Origin of the sequence: Paenarthrobacter sp. MSM-2-10-13, assembly GCF_011605365.1 — a bacterium.
In the GTDB taxonomy this organism is placed as follows: domain Bacteria; phylum Actinomycetota; class Actinomycetes; order Actinomycetales; family Micrococcaceae; genus Arthrobacter.
Window position 1 is genome coordinate 212338 of sequence record NZ_JAAOXO010000004.1, and the last position, 18114, is coordinate 230451.

The 18114-nt window shown below is 63.8% G+C and carries 13 protein-coding genes; 4 read left to right on the forward strand and 9 right to left on the reverse strand.

Annotated features, from left to right (window positions below; genetic code table 11):
* Positions 1-27 precede the first annotated feature (27 nt).
* A complete protein-coding gene (locus HAV21_RS11610; RefSeq protein ID WP_142938075.1) occupies positions 28-1314 on the reverse strand; it encodes an ABC transporter substrate-binding protein in 1287 nt (428 codons plus the stop codon).
* A 206-nt stretch (positions 1315-1520) separates the two neighbouring features.
* On the opposite strand from HAV21_RS11610, the gene HAV21_RS11615 reads away from it, so the two are divergent.
* Positions 1521-3557: a beta-galactosidase gene (locus HAV21_RS11615; protein WP_166841808.1), complete on the forward strand. Its 2037-nt coding sequence runs from the start codon at positions 1521-1523 to the stop codon at positions 3555-3557.
* Positions 3558-3641: 84 nt separating this feature from the next.
* Here the strand turns inward: HAV21_RS11615 and HAV21_RS11620 are convergent, their stop codons facing one another.
* From HAV21_RS11620 to HAV21_RS11630, 3 genes are all read right to left on the reverse strand, one after another.
* Complete coding sequence (locus HAV21_RS11620; protein WP_142938073.1) at positions 3642-5018, reverse strand: extracellular solute-binding protein; 1377 nt, start codon at positions 5016-5018, stop codon at positions 3642-3644.
* 235 nt (positions 5019-5253) lie between these two features.
* Positions 5254-6192, reverse strand: a complete 939-nt coding sequence (locus HAV21_RS11625) for a carbohydrate ABC transporter permease (protein ID WP_166841809.1) — start codon at positions 6190-6192, stop codon at positions 5254-5256.
* A complete protein-coding gene (locus HAV21_RS11630) occupies positions 6185-7129 on the reverse strand; it encodes a sugar ABC transporter permease (RefSeq protein ID WP_142938071.1) in 945 nt (314 codons plus the stop codon). Before HAV21_RS11630 ends, HAV21_RS11625 begins: the two co-directional genes overlap by 8 nt.
* Positions 7130-7499: 370 nt before the next feature.
* Here HAV21_RS11630 and HAV21_RS11635 point away from each other — a divergent pair, with 370 nt between their 5' ends.
* Genes HAV21_RS11635 through HAV21_RS11645 form a run of 3 tightly spaced genes read left to right on the forward strand, consistent with a single transcriptional unit; the run spans position 7500 to position 11931 of the window.
* The gene (locus tag HAV21_RS11635; protein ID WP_166841810.1) at positions 7500-8747 is read left to right on the forward strand and encodes an acetylxylan esterase; all 1248 of its coding nucleotides are present in this window, start codon (positions 7500-7502) and stop codon (positions 8745-8747) included.
* Positions 8744-10807 (forward strand): DUF6807 family protein, encoded by a 2064-nt coding sequence (locus HAV21_RS11640; RefSeq protein WP_166841811.1) that lies wholly within the window; start codon positions 8744-8746, stop codon positions 10805-10807. Before HAV21_RS11635 ends, HAV21_RS11640 begins: the two co-directional genes overlap by 4 nt.
* Entirely contained in the window at positions 10804-11931 is a 1128-nt protein-coding gene (locus HAV21_RS11645) for an aminopeptidase P family protein (protein WP_166841812.1), read from the forward strand. Before HAV21_RS11640 ends, HAV21_RS11645 begins: the two co-directional genes overlap by 4 nt.
* A gap of 160 nt (positions 11932-12091) precedes the next feature.
* Here the strand turns inward: HAV21_RS11645 and HAV21_RS11650 are convergent, their stop codons facing one another.
* The 5 genes from HAV21_RS11650 to HAV21_RS11670 are packed head-to-tail and all read right to left on the reverse strand — an operon-like array spanning position 12092 to position 18036.
* A complete protein-coding gene (locus HAV21_RS11650) occupies positions 12092-13543 on the reverse strand; it encodes an aldehyde dehydrogenase (NADP(+)) (protein WP_166841813.1) in 1452 nt (483 codons plus the stop codon).
* A complete protein-coding gene (locus HAV21_RS11655) occupies positions 13524-14687 on the reverse strand; it encodes a mandelate racemase/muconate lactonizing enzyme family protein (protein ID WP_166841814.1) in 1164 nt (387 codons plus the stop codon). The genes HAV21_RS11650 and HAV21_RS11655 overlap by 20 nt, the downstream gene beginning before the upstream one ends.
* Positions 14687-15592, reverse strand: coding sequence for a 5-dehydro-4-deoxyglucarate dehydratase (locus HAV21_RS11660; RefSeq protein WP_166841815.1), 906 nt, complete (start codon positions 15590-15592; stop codon positions 14687-14689). Before HAV21_RS11660 ends, HAV21_RS11655 begins: the two co-directional genes overlap by 1 nt.
* Positions 15589-16596 carry an NAD(P)-dependent oxidoreductase gene (locus HAV21_RS11665; protein ID WP_166841816.1) on the reverse strand — a complete coding sequence of 336 codons (1008 nt, stop codon included), beginning with the start codon at positions 16594-16596 and terminating at the stop codon, positions 15589-15591. The genes HAV21_RS11660 and HAV21_RS11665 overlap by 4 nt, the downstream gene beginning before the upstream one ends.
* Positions 16597-16623: 27 nt before the next feature.
* Entirely contained in the window at positions 16624-18036 is a 1413-nt protein-coding gene (locus tag HAV21_RS11670) for a Gfo/Idh/MocA family oxidoreductase (protein ID WP_166841817.1), read from the reverse strand.
* Positions 18037-18114 lie beyond the last annotated feature (78 nt).

Genomic DNA, 18114 nt, shown 5'->3' on the forward strand with positions numbered 1-18114 from the left:
ATCAGTCCGTCAGTTATGAAGCCTGTATCAGGCGTTCTGCTTGATGAGGTCTTCGGCTTCCTTGAACCACGCATCAACTGCGCCGTCCACGGTGAGCTTGCCGTAGTTGAGGTCCTGGGTGACGCGCTTGAACGTGGACTCCAGGGTGCCGAAACCGACGATGGGCGGCTCGGGGGCGTCCTTGAGGTACTTCTCGATGGACTTCTCGTAATCCACCACGAGCTTGTCCGTGCCTTCGAACGTGGTGCCGTCGCGTTGGGTCTTGGACGCAGGAACACCGCGGGAGGTCTTGAAGATCTGGCCCACCTCGGGATCGTTGACCATGAAGTCAATGAAGCGGGCAGCAGCATCCTTGTACTTGGTCTTGGCGCTGGCCACCATGAGCATGGACGGCTTGAGGAACAGGCCTAGGTTGTCCGGGTCATCCGACGGGACAGGAACCAGCTTGAGTTCCTTGGCACCGCTGTCAGCGAGGTAGCCGGCCATGAAGTTGTCCCACGTAACTTCCGTGGCAGTGACATTGGATCCGAACGGGGACTTGGGCAGCAACTGGGTGGCCTTGTCTTCGCCAACAATTGCCCCGGTACCGCGCAGGTCCGCGGTAAGGTTCCACCACTTCTTCAGATCGTCCTTGGAGAACCCAAGCTTGCCGTCCTCGGTGAAGGCCTGGATGTTGTTCTGACGCAGCCAGATGTTGAAGTTCCACCAAATGCCGGTGTAGTCGGTGCCACCGAACAACGTGCCGTTGCCCTTGGCGCCAACCTCGGCCAGGAAGGTATTGAATTCTTTGTAGTTCCAGGTGCCATCGGGCTCTGCGATTCCCAAGGAAGCGAGTTTGGCGGGATCGTAGTAGACCGCGAAGGCGTTGGTGCTGGTGGGGATGCCGTAGGTCTTGCCGCGGATCTGGCCCGAGGGAAGGAGCGACTTGTCGAATGCGTCCGTGTTGATCTTGACGGTGCCAAGGTCCAGGAGCTGGTTCCGCTGACCGTAGTCACGCAGGTAGGACAGATCCCACTGCATCACGTCCGGCAGGCCACCACCGGCGGCTTCGGTGGCACGCTTCTGCCAGTAGCCTGCGAAGTCGGAGAAGTTGCCGTTGACCTTGATGTCCGGATTCTTGGACTCGAAGAGCGCAATGGCTTTGCGGGTGCGCTCAGCACGGTCATCGTTACCCCACCAGGTGTAGGTGATGGTGACGGGGTTCTCCGCGGAACCCGTCTGTCCTGCCGTTGAGGATTGGCCACAAGCGGACAGGAACGCGGCAGATGCGGTGCCCAGAGCCACCGTGGTGAGGAATTTCCTTCTATCGAACATAAGAGCCTCCTTGCTCAGTTGGTGCAAGCTTCCGAGTTCTCTACAACGTGGTAGTGACTTCGCTTACACTCCTTCTGAATCGATACAATATCTCTAATGGCGGATCTGGGCAAGCGTTTTCCAAAGATCGCAATTTGACCGGTACGCTGCATTCATACCTTCAGTACCTCCAGTACCAGCACGGCCCACCTGACGAAGGAGTCCCCTTGACTTCCCCCGAAATCCCACGCAGTCCATCCGTCTGGAACAGCATCGACGGACTCGCTTACGGCGGCGACTACAACCCCGAGCAGTGGCCGGAGGACATCCGGCTTGAGGACATTGAGCTCATGAAGGAAGCCGGGGTCAACTTCCTCAGCGTCGGCATCTTCTCCTGGGGGCTCCTGGAGCCCACTGAAGGGAACTACGACTTCGGCTGGTTGGACGATGTCATGGACAACCTCCACGGAGCCGGAATTAAGGTGGCCCTGGCAACCGCCACAGCCTCTCCCCCTGCCTGGCTGGCCCGCAAATATCCCGAGATCCTGCCCGTCACTGCGGAAGGAGTCAGGCTGGAACGGGGCTCGCGACGCCACTACACGCCGTCGTCATCCGTGTACCGCAGGTACGCCACCGCCATGACGCGGGTCATCGCCGAACGCTACAAAAACCACCCGGCCCTGGCACTCTGGCACGTGGACAACGAGCTTGGCTGCCACGTTGGCGAGTTCCATGGCGAGGAAGACGCAACCGCTTTCCGCGCTTGGCTGGAACGGCGCTACGGTTCCATCGAGGCCCTCAACGATGCCTGGGGTACGGCGTTCTGGTCCCAGCATTACGCATCGTTTGACGAGATCATCCCGCCGGGCGCAGCTCCCACTACATTGAACCCTGGGCAACAGCTGGACTTCGCGCGCTTCAACTCCTGGGCCTTCATCGACTACTACCGCGAGCTGCTGGCCGTGATCCGTGACGTCACCCCCAACGTTCCGGCGACCACCAACTTCATGGTCTCCAGCGCCACCAAGGCCCTGGACTACTTCGATTGGTCCAAAGACATGGACGTGATCGCCAACGATCACTACCTCGTGGCCGCTGACCCGGAGCGGGAAATCGAACTCGCGTTCAGCGCGGACCTGACCCGCGGTGTAGCCGGCGGTGAGCCGTGGATCCTCATGGAACACTCGACGTCGGCGGTTAACTGGCAGCCGCACAACCAGCCCAAGATGCCCGGCGAAATGCTCCGGAATTCCCTGACGCATGTGGCCCGCGGCGCCGATGCCGTCATGTTCTTCCAGTGGCGCCAAAGCAAGGCCGGCTCGGAGAAGTTCCACTCCGCCATGGTCCCCCACGGCGGCCGCGACACGCAGGTGTGGCGTAACGTGGTGGACCTCGGCGAGGCGCTGTCCAGGCTGGAACCTGTCAAAGGCTCCCGCGTGGACTCGCGGGTCGCGATCGTGTTCGACTACGAAGCCTGGTGGGCCTCCGAGCTGGACTCACACCCGAGCAATTCACTGAAGTATTTGGACACCATGCGGGCGTTCCACCGTTCCCTCTATAAGCGCGGGATCACCGCGGACTTCGTGCACCCGTCATCGGACATCTCCGGATATGACCTGATCCTGGTGTGCACGTTGTACGCCGTCACGGATTCAGCGGCCGCCTCCATCGCGGCAGCCGCGGAGGGTGGCGCCACCGTGCTGATCAGCTACTTCAGCGGCATTGTTGATGAACGGGACCACGTTCGATTGGGCGGCTACCCGGGCGCTTTCCGTGAACTTTTGGGCGTTCGGAGTGAAGAATTCCACCCGCTCTTCCCCGGTACCTCGGTCACGTTGAGCGACGGAAAGGTATTTGCCTCCGGAACAGTGGGATCCGTGTGGAGCGAGAACGTGCGTGCCGCCGGGGATACGGAAGTTCTGGCAGCCTTCGCCGACTACCCGCTCACCGATGTCCCGGCCCTGACACGGCGAAGTGTGGGCACCGGTTCAGCCTGGTACCTCGCAACCCTCCCCGACCCCGAAGGCATCGACGCTCTTACCGCCCGGTTGGTGGACGAAGCAGGGGTGACACCCGTTGCTGAGATTTCTTCCGGCGTCGAACTTGTCCGACGGCGCGCCGCGAACGGCCGCACCTTCCTGTTTGCCATCAACCACAGCCGGGAAGACGTCACAGTGAAGGCCGACGGCGGCGAACTGCTCAGCGGCGAACGCTTCACTGGGGTGGTACCCGCCGGAGCTGTGGCCGTCATCGCGGAAGACTGACCCAAGAAGGGACAGCACACGCAAAAACCGCGCCCCGGACGGATCACGAATGATTCGCCCGGGGCGCGGTTTGCGGTGCGAAAGCTAGCTGATTGCGGACTTCATTTCATCCACTGCCTTCTTGCCGGCTTCTTCTGTGGAAAGCCTGTTGAACAGGACCTCCGAGGTGTAGCGCTTGATGATCTCCTGAATGGCTCCCGCACCCTTCGGCGGTGCCGCCGGAGCCTCTCCAAGTTCGTCCTTGATCGCGTCAATGAAGCTGACAACCTTGACGTCGGCCTTGGCCAGCTTGGGAGCGATGGCCTCGCGGACCTCCGAGTTGGGGTACACGCCGCGGTCGGCCAGAAGTGCCTCGCCAGCCTTGACGTCGTTGGCCAGGAAGTTGATGAACTTGGCCGTCTCTTCAGGGTGCTTGGTGCGTGATGATGCGGACCAGAACTGCGAAGCCTTGTACCAGAGCTTGGAGTCCTCAGCCTTGCCCGTCTTGGACGGGAAGCGCATGATCTGCAGTTCTCCGCCTGCCGCCTTCTCCAAGGCCGGAAGCTGGTTGGACCACCAGAAGGCCAGTCCGTTCTTACCCGTAGCCAGGCCACTCTGGTCCAGCGGGGCTGCCTCGGCTTCAACAACCTCGGACGCTGAGGGAACAGCCTTCTTCTCGCTGAGTTCCTTCAGGAAACCCCACCACTGGGCGATGTCCGAGGGCTCGAAGCCAAGCTTGCCGTCCTCGGTGTAGAGGGACTTGCCGTTCTGGCGGAGCCACACCCCGAGGGAAGCTTCATCCGTACCATAAGCGGCTGCGCCGTAAGTGCCCTTGGGCGACTTGGCCGTGATCTCGGCGGCGACGCGCTCGAAGTCTTCCCACGTCCAGGTCTTGTCATCGGGGATAGCGACTCCGGCAGCCTCGAACACTGCCGGGTTGGCCAGGATGGTGGCGGCGTTTATGCCGGCAGCGATACCGGTCAGGCCGTCCTCGCCCTGTCCGGCTTCCAGCGCGGCCTTGTCGAGCTTTGAGGTATCGATCTGGTATTTGGAGAGGTCCAGCAAGGCACCGCGGGTGGAGTATTCGGTGATGTACTTCTCGTCCATCTGGATGATGTCCGGAGCGTCATTGGCTGCCACCTGCGTAGCCAGTTTGTCCCAGTAGCCACTCCAGTCGCCATACTCCGGCTTGATCTTGATGTTGGGATTCTCGGCCTCGAAGGCGGCGATGGCAGCCTGGGTCACCTGGGCGCGCTTGTCGCTGCCCCACCAGGAGAAGCGCAACTCCACCTTGCCGTCAGCACTCTTGGCCTCCGATCCCCCACCGCCGCAAGCGGTGAGGGCAAGAACTGCAGCAGCTGTTGCTGCCACCAGGGCTGAGGCACGAACTCTACGCCGTGCTTTGGGGGCCCGGGCCTTGAGGGCTGCGGTTCCCGACTCTTCTGCGGGGGCGACTGCTTCACCCTTGGGATGTACCGGCACTATTGTCTCCGATCTTCATTGATCCTGATGCGATTGGGAAAGCGTTTTCTTACTGTTCATTATGATACAAGTCACATGCTTGTATTACAAGATATCAACTTGTCTTAGTTGTTGGATTGTCGACGGCGGCATGCAGCCATGCAGTCGGCACGCACCGGCGTCGACGGGCACGCCCTACAGCGGTACCCAGCAGAAGGGGGCGGGACCAACCGCCCCCTTCAGATAAGCCGGCGGCCTACTTGATGCCGGTGGTGGCGATTCCCTTGATGAGGAATCGCTGGCCGAAGAGGAACACCAGGAACACCGGGAGCAGGGACACGATGGACATTGCGAAGAGCGAGCCCCAGCTGGTTGCCGACTGCGAGTCAACGAAGGCGCGCAGGGCCACGGGAACAGTGAACATGTCCGGGTCCGTGAGGTAAATCAGCGCGCCGAAGAAGTCATTCCAGGTCCAGATGAACGTGAAGATGGTGGTGGTAGCCAGGGCCGGGACCATCAGAGGCAGAATTACGCGCAGGAAGATCCTGGGGTGGCCGGCGCCGTCGATGCGGGCGGCTTCGTCGAGGTCCTTGGGGATGCCGCGGATGAACTGGACCATGAGGAAGACGAAGAACGCGTCCGTGGCCAGGAGCTTGGGCACGATCAGCGGCCAGAAGGTGTTCACCCAGCCGATCTGGGAGAACAGGATGTACTGCGGCACGATCACTACATGGAAGGGCAGCATGATGGTCAGGAGCATGATGCCGAAGAAGAGTTTCTTACCGCTGAACTGCAGGCGGGCGAAGGCGTAGGCGGCCATGGAGCAGGAAACCAGGTTGCCAACAATCGAGCCCAGGACCACGATCGCGGAGTTGATCATATAGTGCCCGAACGGGTGGGTCAGCGCGGACCAGCCATCGGTGTAGTTGCTCATTTCCAGGTTTTCCAGCCACAGGCCGGGTTCGCGGAAGATGAGGTCGTTGGGGCGCAGGGAGGAGACCACCATCCACAGCAACGGGTAGATCATCACACCGCCAACAAGGATCAGGATGGCATGCTTGATCAGGCCCTTGGTCCGGGCGGAGCGGCTGAAAGCCAGGTTCCCCCGGGATTCGCGGCGGCGCGGGCTCTTGCCGGACTTGCCGGCTTTGGCGTCGGAGGAAGAAGCTGCGGGGAGGGTCTGGAGTTTAGTCATCGTAGAACACCCAATACTTTGAAGCGATGAAGTTGATGGCAGTGAAGACACCGATGATGACCAGCAGGAACCAGGCCATCGCTGAGGCGTAACCCATATCGAACTGGCCGAAGCCCTTTTGGTACAGGTACAGGGTGAAGAACATGGTGGAGTCGGACGGGCCGCCGTTACCGCCGGAGACGATGAACGCCTGGGTGAACGACTGGAACGAACCGATGATCTGCAGCACCAGGTTGAAGAAAATGATGGGGCTCAGCATCGGAAGCGTGATCCGCCAGAACTGCTGCAGCGTGGTGGCCCCATCCACCTTGGCCGCCTCGTAGTACATCACCGGGATCTGCCGCAGACCGGCCAAGAAAATGATCATCGGGGCACCGAACGTCCACACGTGCAGCAGGATGATCGAACCCAGCGCGGTCCCGGGATCCGAGATCCACCCCGGACCCTGGATGCCCACCATCGCCAGGACCTGGTTCACCAAGCCCGTGGTGCCGAAGATCTGCTTCCACAAGATAGCGATCGCTACTGAACCGCCCAACAGTGAGGGCAAGTAGAACACTGAACGGTAGAACGGAAGGCCACGCAGCCCCTTGTCCAGGACCAATGCGATCAACAACGCCACCGCCAACTGCAACGGCACACCCACCAGCACATACGTGAACGTCACGCCGAGCGAGTTATGCAGGCGCGCATCACCGAACATCCGGACGAAGTTATCCAGGCCCACCCATTCCGGGGGCTGCAACAGGTTGTAATCCGTGAACGACAGATACAACGACATCAGCATCGGACCGATGGTAATAGCCACCAACCCCACCAACCACGGCAAGAGGAAGATATACGCAGCCTTGTTATCCCGGCCGTTCGCCTTCTTCTCTTCCTTGGTAGCAGGGCCCTTACGGCGGGTCATCGTGGAGAGTTCGCCAATAGCGCTCATCGCTTCCCCCTCACAGGCCCGCGGACGCTTCGCGGCGTCCCCGTGCGTAGTACAGCGGCCATGTGGTCTCCTTTGGTCATCGTGGCCATCCACGGACATCGAGTCTGGTTGGTACTTGCCTTCCGGGACGCCGACCTTCCGGCGTTCCCTCCTGAGGTGCCAGGATCGAGGTCCCGGGTTTCAGCGGCTCCGTATCAAAGTAAACGTTTTCTTGACCCTTGTACAGCCTTTTGCTAATTTTTGAGAAAGCGTTTTCTTGCGAAGCCGCCCAAACTTGTTTTTCCACGCTGACGAAGCCCGGCGTGCGCTGGAGCACACCTTCCGCATCGATAAGGCAGGACACTATTGTTCCCCACCGACTCCGCCTGCCATGACCACCGTTGACATGGCAGCATCCCCCACGCGACCCAGCGCACTTGCTGGTTACGAGGATTGGCCGGCCTATGCAGCCAAGCACCGATTCGCTGCCGAGCTCACCGCTGGCCCACCAGAAGCCAGACAACTTGCCGACACCCTTGGCGTGCCCGCCGTAATACCAGACATTGAGTACACAGTGCTTGCCGAATCGGAGCACGACGGCGTCATCACCTCGCATCTGCAGTGGCAGTTGGGTTTCGGCCCTGCCACATCCGCCTGGTTCGTACGACCTGCCCGGGCAACCGGCCCGCAGCCCGGACTGCTCGCCCTTCACTGCCATGGCGGAATCAAGGCATACGGCGCTGAGCGGCTGGTGCGGTTCGAACACAACCCGGAAGATAACGACGGCGGCATCTCCGCGGCGGTCGCCTCCGGTTTTTCGTCGCTTGCGTTGCCGCCCCTGGACGTCAGGGCGAAGCTCTACGGCGGCCGGGCACTCGCCACGTGGTTGGCCCGGCACGGCTTTGCCGTCCTTGCGCACGATGCCTTCATGTGGGGCAGCCGACGCTTTGAACTCGATCCCCTTCCGTGGCGGACTGCCAACGCCGTCAACGGCCGGAAGGCACTATGGCGGGAGGCCGGCGTCGAACTTTCCGTAGCGGAACATTACGACGCCGCGGCGGCTTCCCACGAGGAAACCGTGGCGAAAGCCGCAACGCTGATCGGGACCACCGTGGCCGGGACCGTTGCGCATGACGACCTCGCGGCCCTGGGTGTCCTCGCGTCCCTGCCGGGCGTGGATAGGGATCGGCTCGGTTGCCTGGGATTCTCCGGCGGCGGCGGACGGGCGATGGTACTCGGTGCCCTGAGCCCGCTGATCCGCAGCTACGTGGTCACGTGCATGATGACCACCTTCGAGTCACTCCTGCCCTCATACTTGGACGCGCATTCCTGGTTACTGCACTCCCCAGGCCTGGCCGGGCTAGGTGACTGGCCGGACCTGGCCATCCGTTCCACTGCCGAAAAAGTGCTGGTCCAATACGCCCTGGATGACCCCCTGTTCCCGGAACGGGGTATGCGCGACGCGCACCAGCATCTAGTGGAGGGCATGCCCGCCCGCTACACCGGAAGTTTTTGGCAGGAACCACACGTCTTCACCCGGGCCATGCAGGACGAGGCCGCCGCGTTCCTCACCTCCGCATTGCAGCCCCGCCCCACCACCGCTACCCACGCACCTGACCCCGCTAGGACAGCCTCATGACACAACCCCTGACCGCCACCACCGAGCGCATTGCCCGGCTCCCGCGCATCGCGCTGGTGGGCGTGCACGGTTTCGGCGAACGGCACTTGGACAACCTCGGCAGGCTGAGTGCCAACGGCGTCTTGGAGTTGGTGGCCGTCGCCGATCCCCTGCCCCCGGCGGACGGAACGCTGGGCCCGGAGGTGAAGGTCTTCGCTTCCCTTGACGAGCTCCTGGCTGCAGGTACCAAACCGGACGTGGTCATCGTCTCCACCCCCATCCAAACCCACGCACCTCTTGCCCTCGCCGCCCTCAACGCAGGTGCCAACGTGTACTTGGAAAAACCGCCGGTGGCTTCCATGGCCCAATTCGAGGAGCTCATGGAGGCGGCTGCGAGCGCCGGCCGTCTGGTGCAGGTGGGTTTTCAGAGCCTGGGCTCGGAGGCTTTGCCCGCAATCGAGGCCGTGGTGGCATCCGGCGAGATCGGCGATGTCCGAGGCATCAGCGCTACCGGACTGTGGCTGCGGAACAAGGCGTACTTCAAGCGGTCACGATGGGCCGGCAAGCGGGGCCTCAACGGGACCGACGTGGTGGACGGAGTGGCCACCAATGCCTTGGCACATGCTGTGGCTACCGGTCTCCGGCTAGCTGGTGCGCGGACTGTGGCGGACGTTGATTCCGTGGAGACGGACTTGTACCGCGCCAACCACACCGAAAGCGACGACACGTCCGTGGTGCGGGTCCGGATTACGGGAAGTACTGTGCTGACGTGCGCCCTGACCCTGTGCGCGCCCGTGCAGTCCGCGCCGACGGTCACCATTGACGGGACTCTCGGTCAGCTCACCCTCTTCTACACGGAGGACCGCGTGGAGGTTACCTCCCCCCAAGGCACCCGGACGGAGACCTTTGGGCGGACCGACCTGCTGGAGAACCTGCTGGCCGCCCGCACGGAGCGGGATCTGCTCAGCCCGCTGTCCGGATCGGGTGCCTACGTTTCTGTCTTGGAGGCCATCCGCACAGCAGATGCTCCCCGGCTGATCCACCCGGAATTCATCACCTGGGAAGGTGAGGGCGACGCCGCCCACCCCGTGGTCCATGGCATCGAATCGCTGATCCGCCGGGCAGCCCTGGGGCAGGCCACGTTCGCGGAGCTTGGAGCGCCCTGGACTGTTTCCGACGAGCCCGCCCTGCAAGCCGATGAAACTCTGCACGTCAATGGCCTCCCTGTCGCTACCCTGCAGGACGGGACCCGGATCCGGCCTACGTCCTCGCCACGCCCTTACCTGCACCCCGTGCGAACCCTCGCGGGAACCGTGGTCACCGATCACATCCCGGAAGACCATGTGTGGCACCTCGGGGCGGGAGTGGCCCTCCAGGACGTGGACGGCATCAACTTCTGGGGCGGCCGGACCTACACCCGCGACGCCGGAGCGTACGTTTGGCGTAAGGATCACGGCAGGATCGTCACAGAGTCCGCGGAGCACAGTGAAGGACACAGGCGCGAACAGCTGAGCTGGATCGGCCCGGACGGCACACCCGTGCTCCGCGAACAGCGCGAGTGGCGCTGGTCCGCCGTCGGACATTCAACGTGGAAACTGACGCTGGACTTCACACTGGACTCAGCCACAGGACGTCCGGTGCTGCTGGGCAGCCCGGGCTCCAACGGGCGGCCGCAAGGTGGTTACGGCGGCTTCTTCTGGCGGCTCCCCAAGGTTGGCGACGCGACTATTTGGACACCGGACGCGCGGGGCGAGGACGCCGTACATGGCACCGTGGCGCCATGGCTGGCTTGGTCCGGAACGTTCGACGCCGGCACAGCCACCACTGCGCCCGTCACCGGCGATCCCTGGCTGGGACGCCCGGCAACCCTCGTGTTCCTTGCCTCACCGCAGGCACCGGATCCGTGGTTCGTGCGGCACTCGGGGTACCCCGGGGTTGGGCTGTCCTTGGCCTGGGACACCCCGGTGACCGCCGCACCGGGAAAACCTGTCCACAGAACCGTCACCGTCCTCATCACGGACGGCTTCCTGGCCACACAAGACATTGAACAACTCATCACAACTCTGGGGGAACCGGCATGACCACGCCTACTCAATTCACGCCAGCTCTGACCGCAGTCACTGCGCGCGGCCCTCTGACTGCGCCCGGCAACGTCGCCGACCGTGCAGTGAAGCGCCGGCGGGTGTTGGACATCATGGACGCTGCGGGTCGCGACTCGCTGCTGCTGACATCCAACACAGCCCTTACCTGGTACCTGGACGGCAGCCGTGTGCACATCAGCCTGGCCGGCGACCCCATTGCCGCCCTCTTGGTGGACCGCACCGGTGATCACCTGGTCACGTTCAACAACGAGGCCGGCCGGATCGCAGCTGAAGAATTGCCCGAGGACGTCAGCCTTGACACGGTTCCCTGGCATGGCCAGTTGCAGGCCTTCGCGGCCGGGCTGGCCCTTGACGGCGACCCGTTGCTGGAAGCGGCTGTGACCGCTGAACTGCGTGCGGCCCGGCAGCAACTCCTTCCCGGCGAGACGGCCCGCTACGCCGAACTTTCCGCCGACGCAGCCGCCGCCATGACCGATGTCCTTGCTGCTGCGACGCCGGAAACCACGGAATTCCAGCTCGTCTCGGAGCTGGCCGCGCGGATTGTTTCGGTGGGAGCCGAGCCGCTGGTCCTCCTTTGCAACGGAGCGTCCCGCAGCGACTTCCGCCACCCCTTGGCCACGCACTCCCCCATCGGACGCCGCGCCATGGCTGTGGTCTGCGCCCGTCGGAACGGACTGGTTGCCAACGTCACCCGTTGGGTAGCATTCGACGCCGGCACTCCCCAGGAGCTCGATGCCGAGGCCCGCATCGCCGCAGTTGAGGCGGACATTCTCCGGGCGACGGTTCCCGGCGCCCGCCTCAATGAGATCTTCGCCGAGATCAAACTGGCATACCTCCGGCACGGCTTTGGCGAGGACCAGTGGACGCTTCACCACCAGGGCGGCCCGGCCGGCTATGCGGGGCGCGATCCCCGGGTCACCGCAGACGTTACGGATACCGTGGTGCTCAACCAGCCTTTCACGTGGAACCCGTCCGGCCCCGGTGTGAAGATCGAGGACACGGTGCTGCTCACTGAATCCGGCATGCGCGTCCTGACCGTCGACGAACGGTGGCCGACCACCCCAGTTGACGGCCGTCGTCGTCCGCTGACGCTGCGCCCGTAAGCAACCCGAAAGGGGCGGGGTCACCGTGTTGGTGACCCCGCCCCTTCATCGTGTGCTCTTACCCAACCGAGTCGCAGCAGAGCGCGTTTTGAGGGCTCAAACGCGCTCTGCTGCGACTCAGTTGGGTGCGGGTGGGCGGGTTTGGGTGCGGTAGCCGGGGTTAGCCCAGCGTCAGCACGCCGTCCACGCGCCGCGGGATGCCCAGCGGGTTGGCGTCATGCAAGGCAGGGTGCAGCACGCTTTCCGGGGCGTCCTGGTAAGCCACCGGACGCTGGAAGCGGCGCACAGCAGTAGCGCCCACCGAGGTGAACAGGGACGTCGTAGCCGGGTAGGGGCCACCGTGCTGCTGGGCCCAGTTCACGGCGACACCCGTGGGCCAGCCATCGAACAGGACCCGCCCGGCCAGACCGCTGAGCTGCTCCACAAGGGCGGAGACATCCTCGCCCGGCTGGGCGTGCACCGTGCCCGTGAGGCTGCCAGGGACCTTCGCGAGTGCCGCGGAGAGTTCTTCCTGGTTGGCATACTCAATGAGCAGCGTGGTGGGGCCGAAGCACTCCTCCAACAGTTCATCCGGGCGTGCCAACACGTTGGCGGCGCTGGTGGAGAACACCACGGGCGCGGCGCCGTCGGCCAGGCTGTCCTGCTGGACGGTGCCACTGACGACGGCGACACCCGGCTGGTCTGCGACGTTACGGAGCCCGTCCGGGTAGGCCTCTGCGATCCGCTCGGTCAACATGGCAGCGGTGGGCTTGTCCTTGCTGGCCTCGGCCAGGTGTGAAGCAAAGTCCGTGCCTTCGGGGATGAAGACCAGCCCGGGCTTGGTGCAGAACTGGCCGGCGCCCTGGGTGAAGGACCCAGCCAGACCGGCGGCGAGTTGCTGTCCTCGTTCCGCGAGGGCGTCCGCAGTGATGACTACGGGGTTGAGGCTGCCCAGCTCGCCGTAGAAAGGAATGGGCTCCGGCCGGGAGGACGCGAGATCGAACAACGCGCGCCCGCCCGGGATGGAGCCGGTGAAGCCGACGGCCTTGATGGCAGGATCCTGGACCAGGGCCGTACCGGCCTCCCGGCCACTGACCAGGGCAAAGATTCCGTCCGGGGCCCCGGCCTTTGCCAGCGCTTCGGTCACGATCTCGGCGGTCCGCTGGGACAGTCGGAGGTGACCCGAGTGTGCCTTGACGATCACCGGGCAGCCAACGGCCAACGCGGACGCGGCGTCGCCGCCGGCCACGGAAAACGCAAACGGGAAGTTCGACGCCGAGAAAACGGCCACCGGACCAATCGGACGCAGGATGCGGCGAAGGTCGGGCTTGGGCGGAGTTGCCGTCGGGTCGGCGTGATCGATGACGGCTTCGAGGTACGAGCCCTCAGTGATCACGTTGGCGAACAACCGCAGCTGCCCGCTGGTCCTCGCCACCTCACCTGTGAGCCGGACTGTGCCAAGGCTCGTCTCGGAATCGGCAATGGCCACCAGTTCGGTGACGTTGGCGTCCAAAGCGTCGGCGACGGCGGTCAGCCAAGCGGCGCGCTCGGCGTCGGAGGCCGCTGCGGTCACCTTTGCCGCCTCGGTAGCTGCCGCTGTAACGGCGGTCAGGTCAAGAGTTGCTGTACTCAATGCGGTTTCCTTTACTCTCAGGGGCGGAATGCTCTGGGGCTGCCGCCTCAGGTGCGTGCGGCCCTGCTGTGTGCGGCGTAGAGCTGAAGTCGAAGCCAAGCCCGCGAAGGCCGGACGAGGTGAGCCGGCTGTTGTGGATCCGGATCGGAGAAGGTCCTGCCAGGATGCCCAGCTGCTGGAACGAGGCATCCTCCACGTCTTCAACGCTCACGGCCTCAGCCAGGGTGAGGGCCAACTGTCCGGAGAGTTCCGGAAGAAGGTGCGGAGCAACCCGGATGCTGTTGGCCCGTGCCAGTTCAACAATTCTCCGGAAGGGGGTAATACCACCCACCCGGACGATGTTGGGCTGGATGATGTCCACCGCTTCGGCCTCGATGAAGTCGCGGAAGCGGTAGATGGTGTGGACGTTCTCGCCCAGGGCAATGGGCACCGGGGAGTGCTTGCGCAGGCGGCGGTAGGCCCACAGGTCATCGGCACGGATCGGCTCCTCCAACCACTCCAGTCCGTACTCCCCCAAGATATCCAATGCACGGAACGTGTGGGCCAGGTCCCAGCGCTGGTTGGCGTCGATCATGAGCAGCCGGTCCGGGCCGATCACCTGGCGGACGGCAGCAACGCGCTCGGCGTCTTCCCGAAGCTCGGGCTTGCCCACTTTGATCTTCACCGCGTTGTGTCCCGCAGCAACCCAGCGCTGCGCCTGCTCCACCAGCTGCTCCAAGGTGTAATGCAGGTTCACTCCGGAGCCGTACACCTCCACGGATTCCTGGCGCTGGCCCAAAAGCCCCGTGACGGACGTCCCGGCCTGCCGCGCCTTCAGGTCCCACAGCGCCAGGTCCACACCGGCCATCGCGATGGTGGTCAGTCCTCCCCCGCCAGCCTCGTGAAGCCTCTTCCAGAGTTGGTCCCACACGATCTCCGGATTCGCTTCCAACCCCAGGATGAACGGGGCGATGTCGTGATCCAGCAGGGCCTTCACCGCATGGGGACCAATGGTGGGTGTCCACGAGAAGCCGTGGCCCGTGCCGCCGTCGTCCGTGGTCAGCTCGGTGACAATCACATGGTTCTCCGGCGCCTCCACGCCCCAGCTGCGCAGCAGCGGGACCGTGATCAGCCGGGTGGAGAGGCCCGTGATGCGGGCGGGCATCAGCGGCCGGCCAGCTCGTGGCCCTTGGCCAGGATGGACTTGAGCTCCAAGAGTTGTTCCTCGCTGGGGTCCACCAGCGGTGGGCGGACCGGACCGACAGGAAGCCCGGCGAGGCGCAAGCCAGCCTTGATCAATGAGACGCCAAAGCCAGGAGTCTGGTCGCGGAGCCGGACCAGCGGCGCGTAGAAACCTTCAAGGAGCGCGTGGCGGCGCTCCTCGTCACCGGACACATAGGCGTCGTAATACGCCTTGGCGATTTCGGGGGCCATGGCGAAAGCAGCCGAGGAATACAGCGGGATGCCGAGGCCGCGGTAGGCGCCCTGGGTCAGCTCTGCCGTCAGGAGGCCGTTGAAGAGCGCGAAGTCGGTGCGCCCACTGGCGTTGATGGCCGACACGATTTCCTGGGCCAGGCCCACATCGCCGATCCCGTCCTTAAATCCAACAACCTTGGGGTTGGCTGTCAGGCGGGTGATGGCCTCGGCGGTAAACTTGGCAGTCCCACGGTGGTACACGATCACAGGCAGGCTACTCGCGGCCGCGATGGCTTCGACGTAAGCCACCACGCCATCGGTAGGCCCGGTCACCAGATACGGCGGGAGCACCAGAAGGGCGTCCGCACCGGCTTCCTCAGCAACCTTGGCTGCAGCGATCGCGTGACCCAGCGGACCACCCGCACCGGAAACCACCGGCACCGCTCCCGCAACGGCCTCGACGGCGGCGGTCACCACCGTGCGGATCTCATCCAGGGAGAGCGCATGGAATTCACCGGTGCCGCAAGCAGGGAACACGCCGCCCGGGCCGAACGGAAGCCGGGAAGTGATGTGCTCCTTCAACAGGGCAACGTCCACGCTGCCATCCTCGGCGAAGGGTGTGACGGGGAAGAACAGTACGCCGTCGAAGTTCATGGGGTCTCCTTTGTTGCTCCCGCTGCCACCAGGCGCGCGGGATTCTCGTCATTGAGTGCTGCTTGTTGGTTCTCTTGGTCAGACGCGGTGTCGGCGCCTTGGTAGGGAGGCGTGAGTTCGGTGCGCCAGGAACGCTTGGGCTCCCACCCCAGCAATTCCCGGGCCTTACTAATGGAAAATGCCGGACTGGTGCCGGAAAGGTGCCCGGTGATGGGACCGCTACCCGGCAAAAACCGCGGGAAGAGCTCTGCCAGCGGAGCCGTGGCCAGGGCATCCTTCGCGCCAACGAAGAACACCTCGCCGTTGGGGATCGAGTCCATCTTGTCCAGGAGCACATCCAGGAAATCGGCTACGTCCCGGGCGTCAACATAGTTGAACTGGGCGGGAGCGGACAGCGCAGGATCATCCAGGCGCTCGCGGACAGTGTGTCCCTGCTGCGTCAGCGCACCTTCCCATTCCTCCGGCGAGATGACGTAGCACGGGCGGAATGCCGCATAACGGATCTTCTCGCCCTGCGCGGCCGCGAACATCTGCACGGTTTGCTCGGCGATCAGTTTGGACAGCGCATAGGCGTTCCACGGCTTGGGCGGCGTCCGCTCGTCCAAGGGGAACGACGGCGGCAGCCACCCGGCCGGTGAGCCATAGCCCAGGGCGGTGGGGCTGCTTGCCGTCACGATCTTCGGTACACCGGCGTCGGTGGCCGCACTGACAACCGCAAAGGCGAGCCGTGTGTTCGTGCTGAAAATGACATCCTCGGGCGCGCTGAAAGGTACGGCAATGGCAGCGAGGTGGATGACGGCGTCGGGCGCTGTTTCCCGGATGAGCCGCTCCGCCTCCCCCGGCGCCAGCAGATCTGCGGTGTATTGCTCGGCTCCGGGCGGCAAGTGCTCTGCCGGAATGGCATCCCGGTCAACCGAAATCACGGTGTGGCCGGCCTGGGCCAGTCCGGCCACCACGCTGCGGCCCAACCGGCCGGAACCGCCGGTGACAAAAATCCTGCTCATGTGCGTTTCCTGGTTTCTGTTGGCTGGTCAGTCCTGGCCGCGGCTGAGGTCGGCGCCGAGGCCAAGTTCGCTGATACGGACGGGAAGATCGGTGTCCAGTGACTTGTTGCCCGCGATGCCCACCGACACGGACCGGAGCCCATCGATGTAGCCGGACGGGCGGCCCAGCGGGTCAATGCCGGGACCGTTGAAGAGGTCCGAGAGCAGCAGATTGTCGCCGCCACCATGGCCACCCTCGCCGTTGATGATCGGAACTTCGTACGCAGCTTCCCAGTGGCGCTGGACCACCAGGCGTTCACCGTTTCGGCGCACTGCGTCTTCTTCTTCGATGGGTGTGGCGCTGGGGTCCACCACGGTCTTTTTATCGGTGCTGGAGACCACTGCGGCACGTTCCACCACTTCGAGTTCAGCCCGGCCCTCGGTGCCGTTGACGGTGACGCGGTAACCTTCCCACGGGCTGTGGGCGTTTAGGGAGTAGCTCAGCGTCGGGCCGCCCTGGTAGTCAACCACCAGGGCGAGGTTGTCCTCGATAGTGATGCCCTCGGTGAAAACGTCCTGGTCACGGATGTAGCCGTCAAACTTTTCGTTGTCGTAGTACAGGGCCTTCAGGCGCTCGTCGTCGCGCATGTCCAGGCGGAATGGATCGTGCTCAAGGCCATCAACGGTGCCGCGTTCCGGACGGGCCCCCAAGCCGCGCTCGGCCGCGTTCTTGTCGCCGTAGAAGCGCAGGCCACCGGAGGCAAACACGCGCTCCGGAACATCGTTGATCCACCAATTGACCAGGTCGAAGTGGTGCGAAGCCTTGTGAATGAGCAGGCCGCCGGAGTTCTTCTTCTCGCGGTGCCAGCGGCGGAAGTAGTCAGCGCCGTGAACGGTATCCAGCACCCAGCTGAAGTCGACGGACGTTACCTTCCCGATCACGCCGTTCTGGATGACTTCCTTGAGCGCGCTGTTGCGCGGCGAGTAGCGGTAGTTGAACGTGACCACCACGTTGCGGCCCGTCTTGGCCACTGCGTCGGTGATCCGGCGGCAGCCCTCAACGTCGATGGTGAGCGGCTTTTCCACCACGACGTCGGCACCCGCCTCAAGTGCCTCCACGATGTAGTCCGCGTGGGTGTAGTCGGGCGTGGTGACAATCACCCGCTCAATGCCGTTTGCCCGGATGAAGCTGGTGAGTTGGCCAGGTTCGAAGGATGCCACCGGCTCCGTTCCGCCCAGTTCCTTGATGAGGTCCTGGTAGAAGTCCACCCGGCCTTGGTTGACGTCGGAAAGCGCAATGAGTTCAGCGACGTCCGAGTGCTGTCCGTAGATGGCCCGGATGTACATCTCTGAGCGGCCGCCGGTCCCAATGAGCGCTATCCGGGTCCGGTGGGGGCCTTCAGTCTGGGCTGCGGGTGCGGCAGATGCGGTCTGGGTCTCAGCTGAGTCGACGTTGACCATATTGAATGCCCCTTTCAAAAGGCAGGAGTGAACCGCTTGACGGCCCGGCTTCGTATGGGAAGAATCATGAGAAAGCGT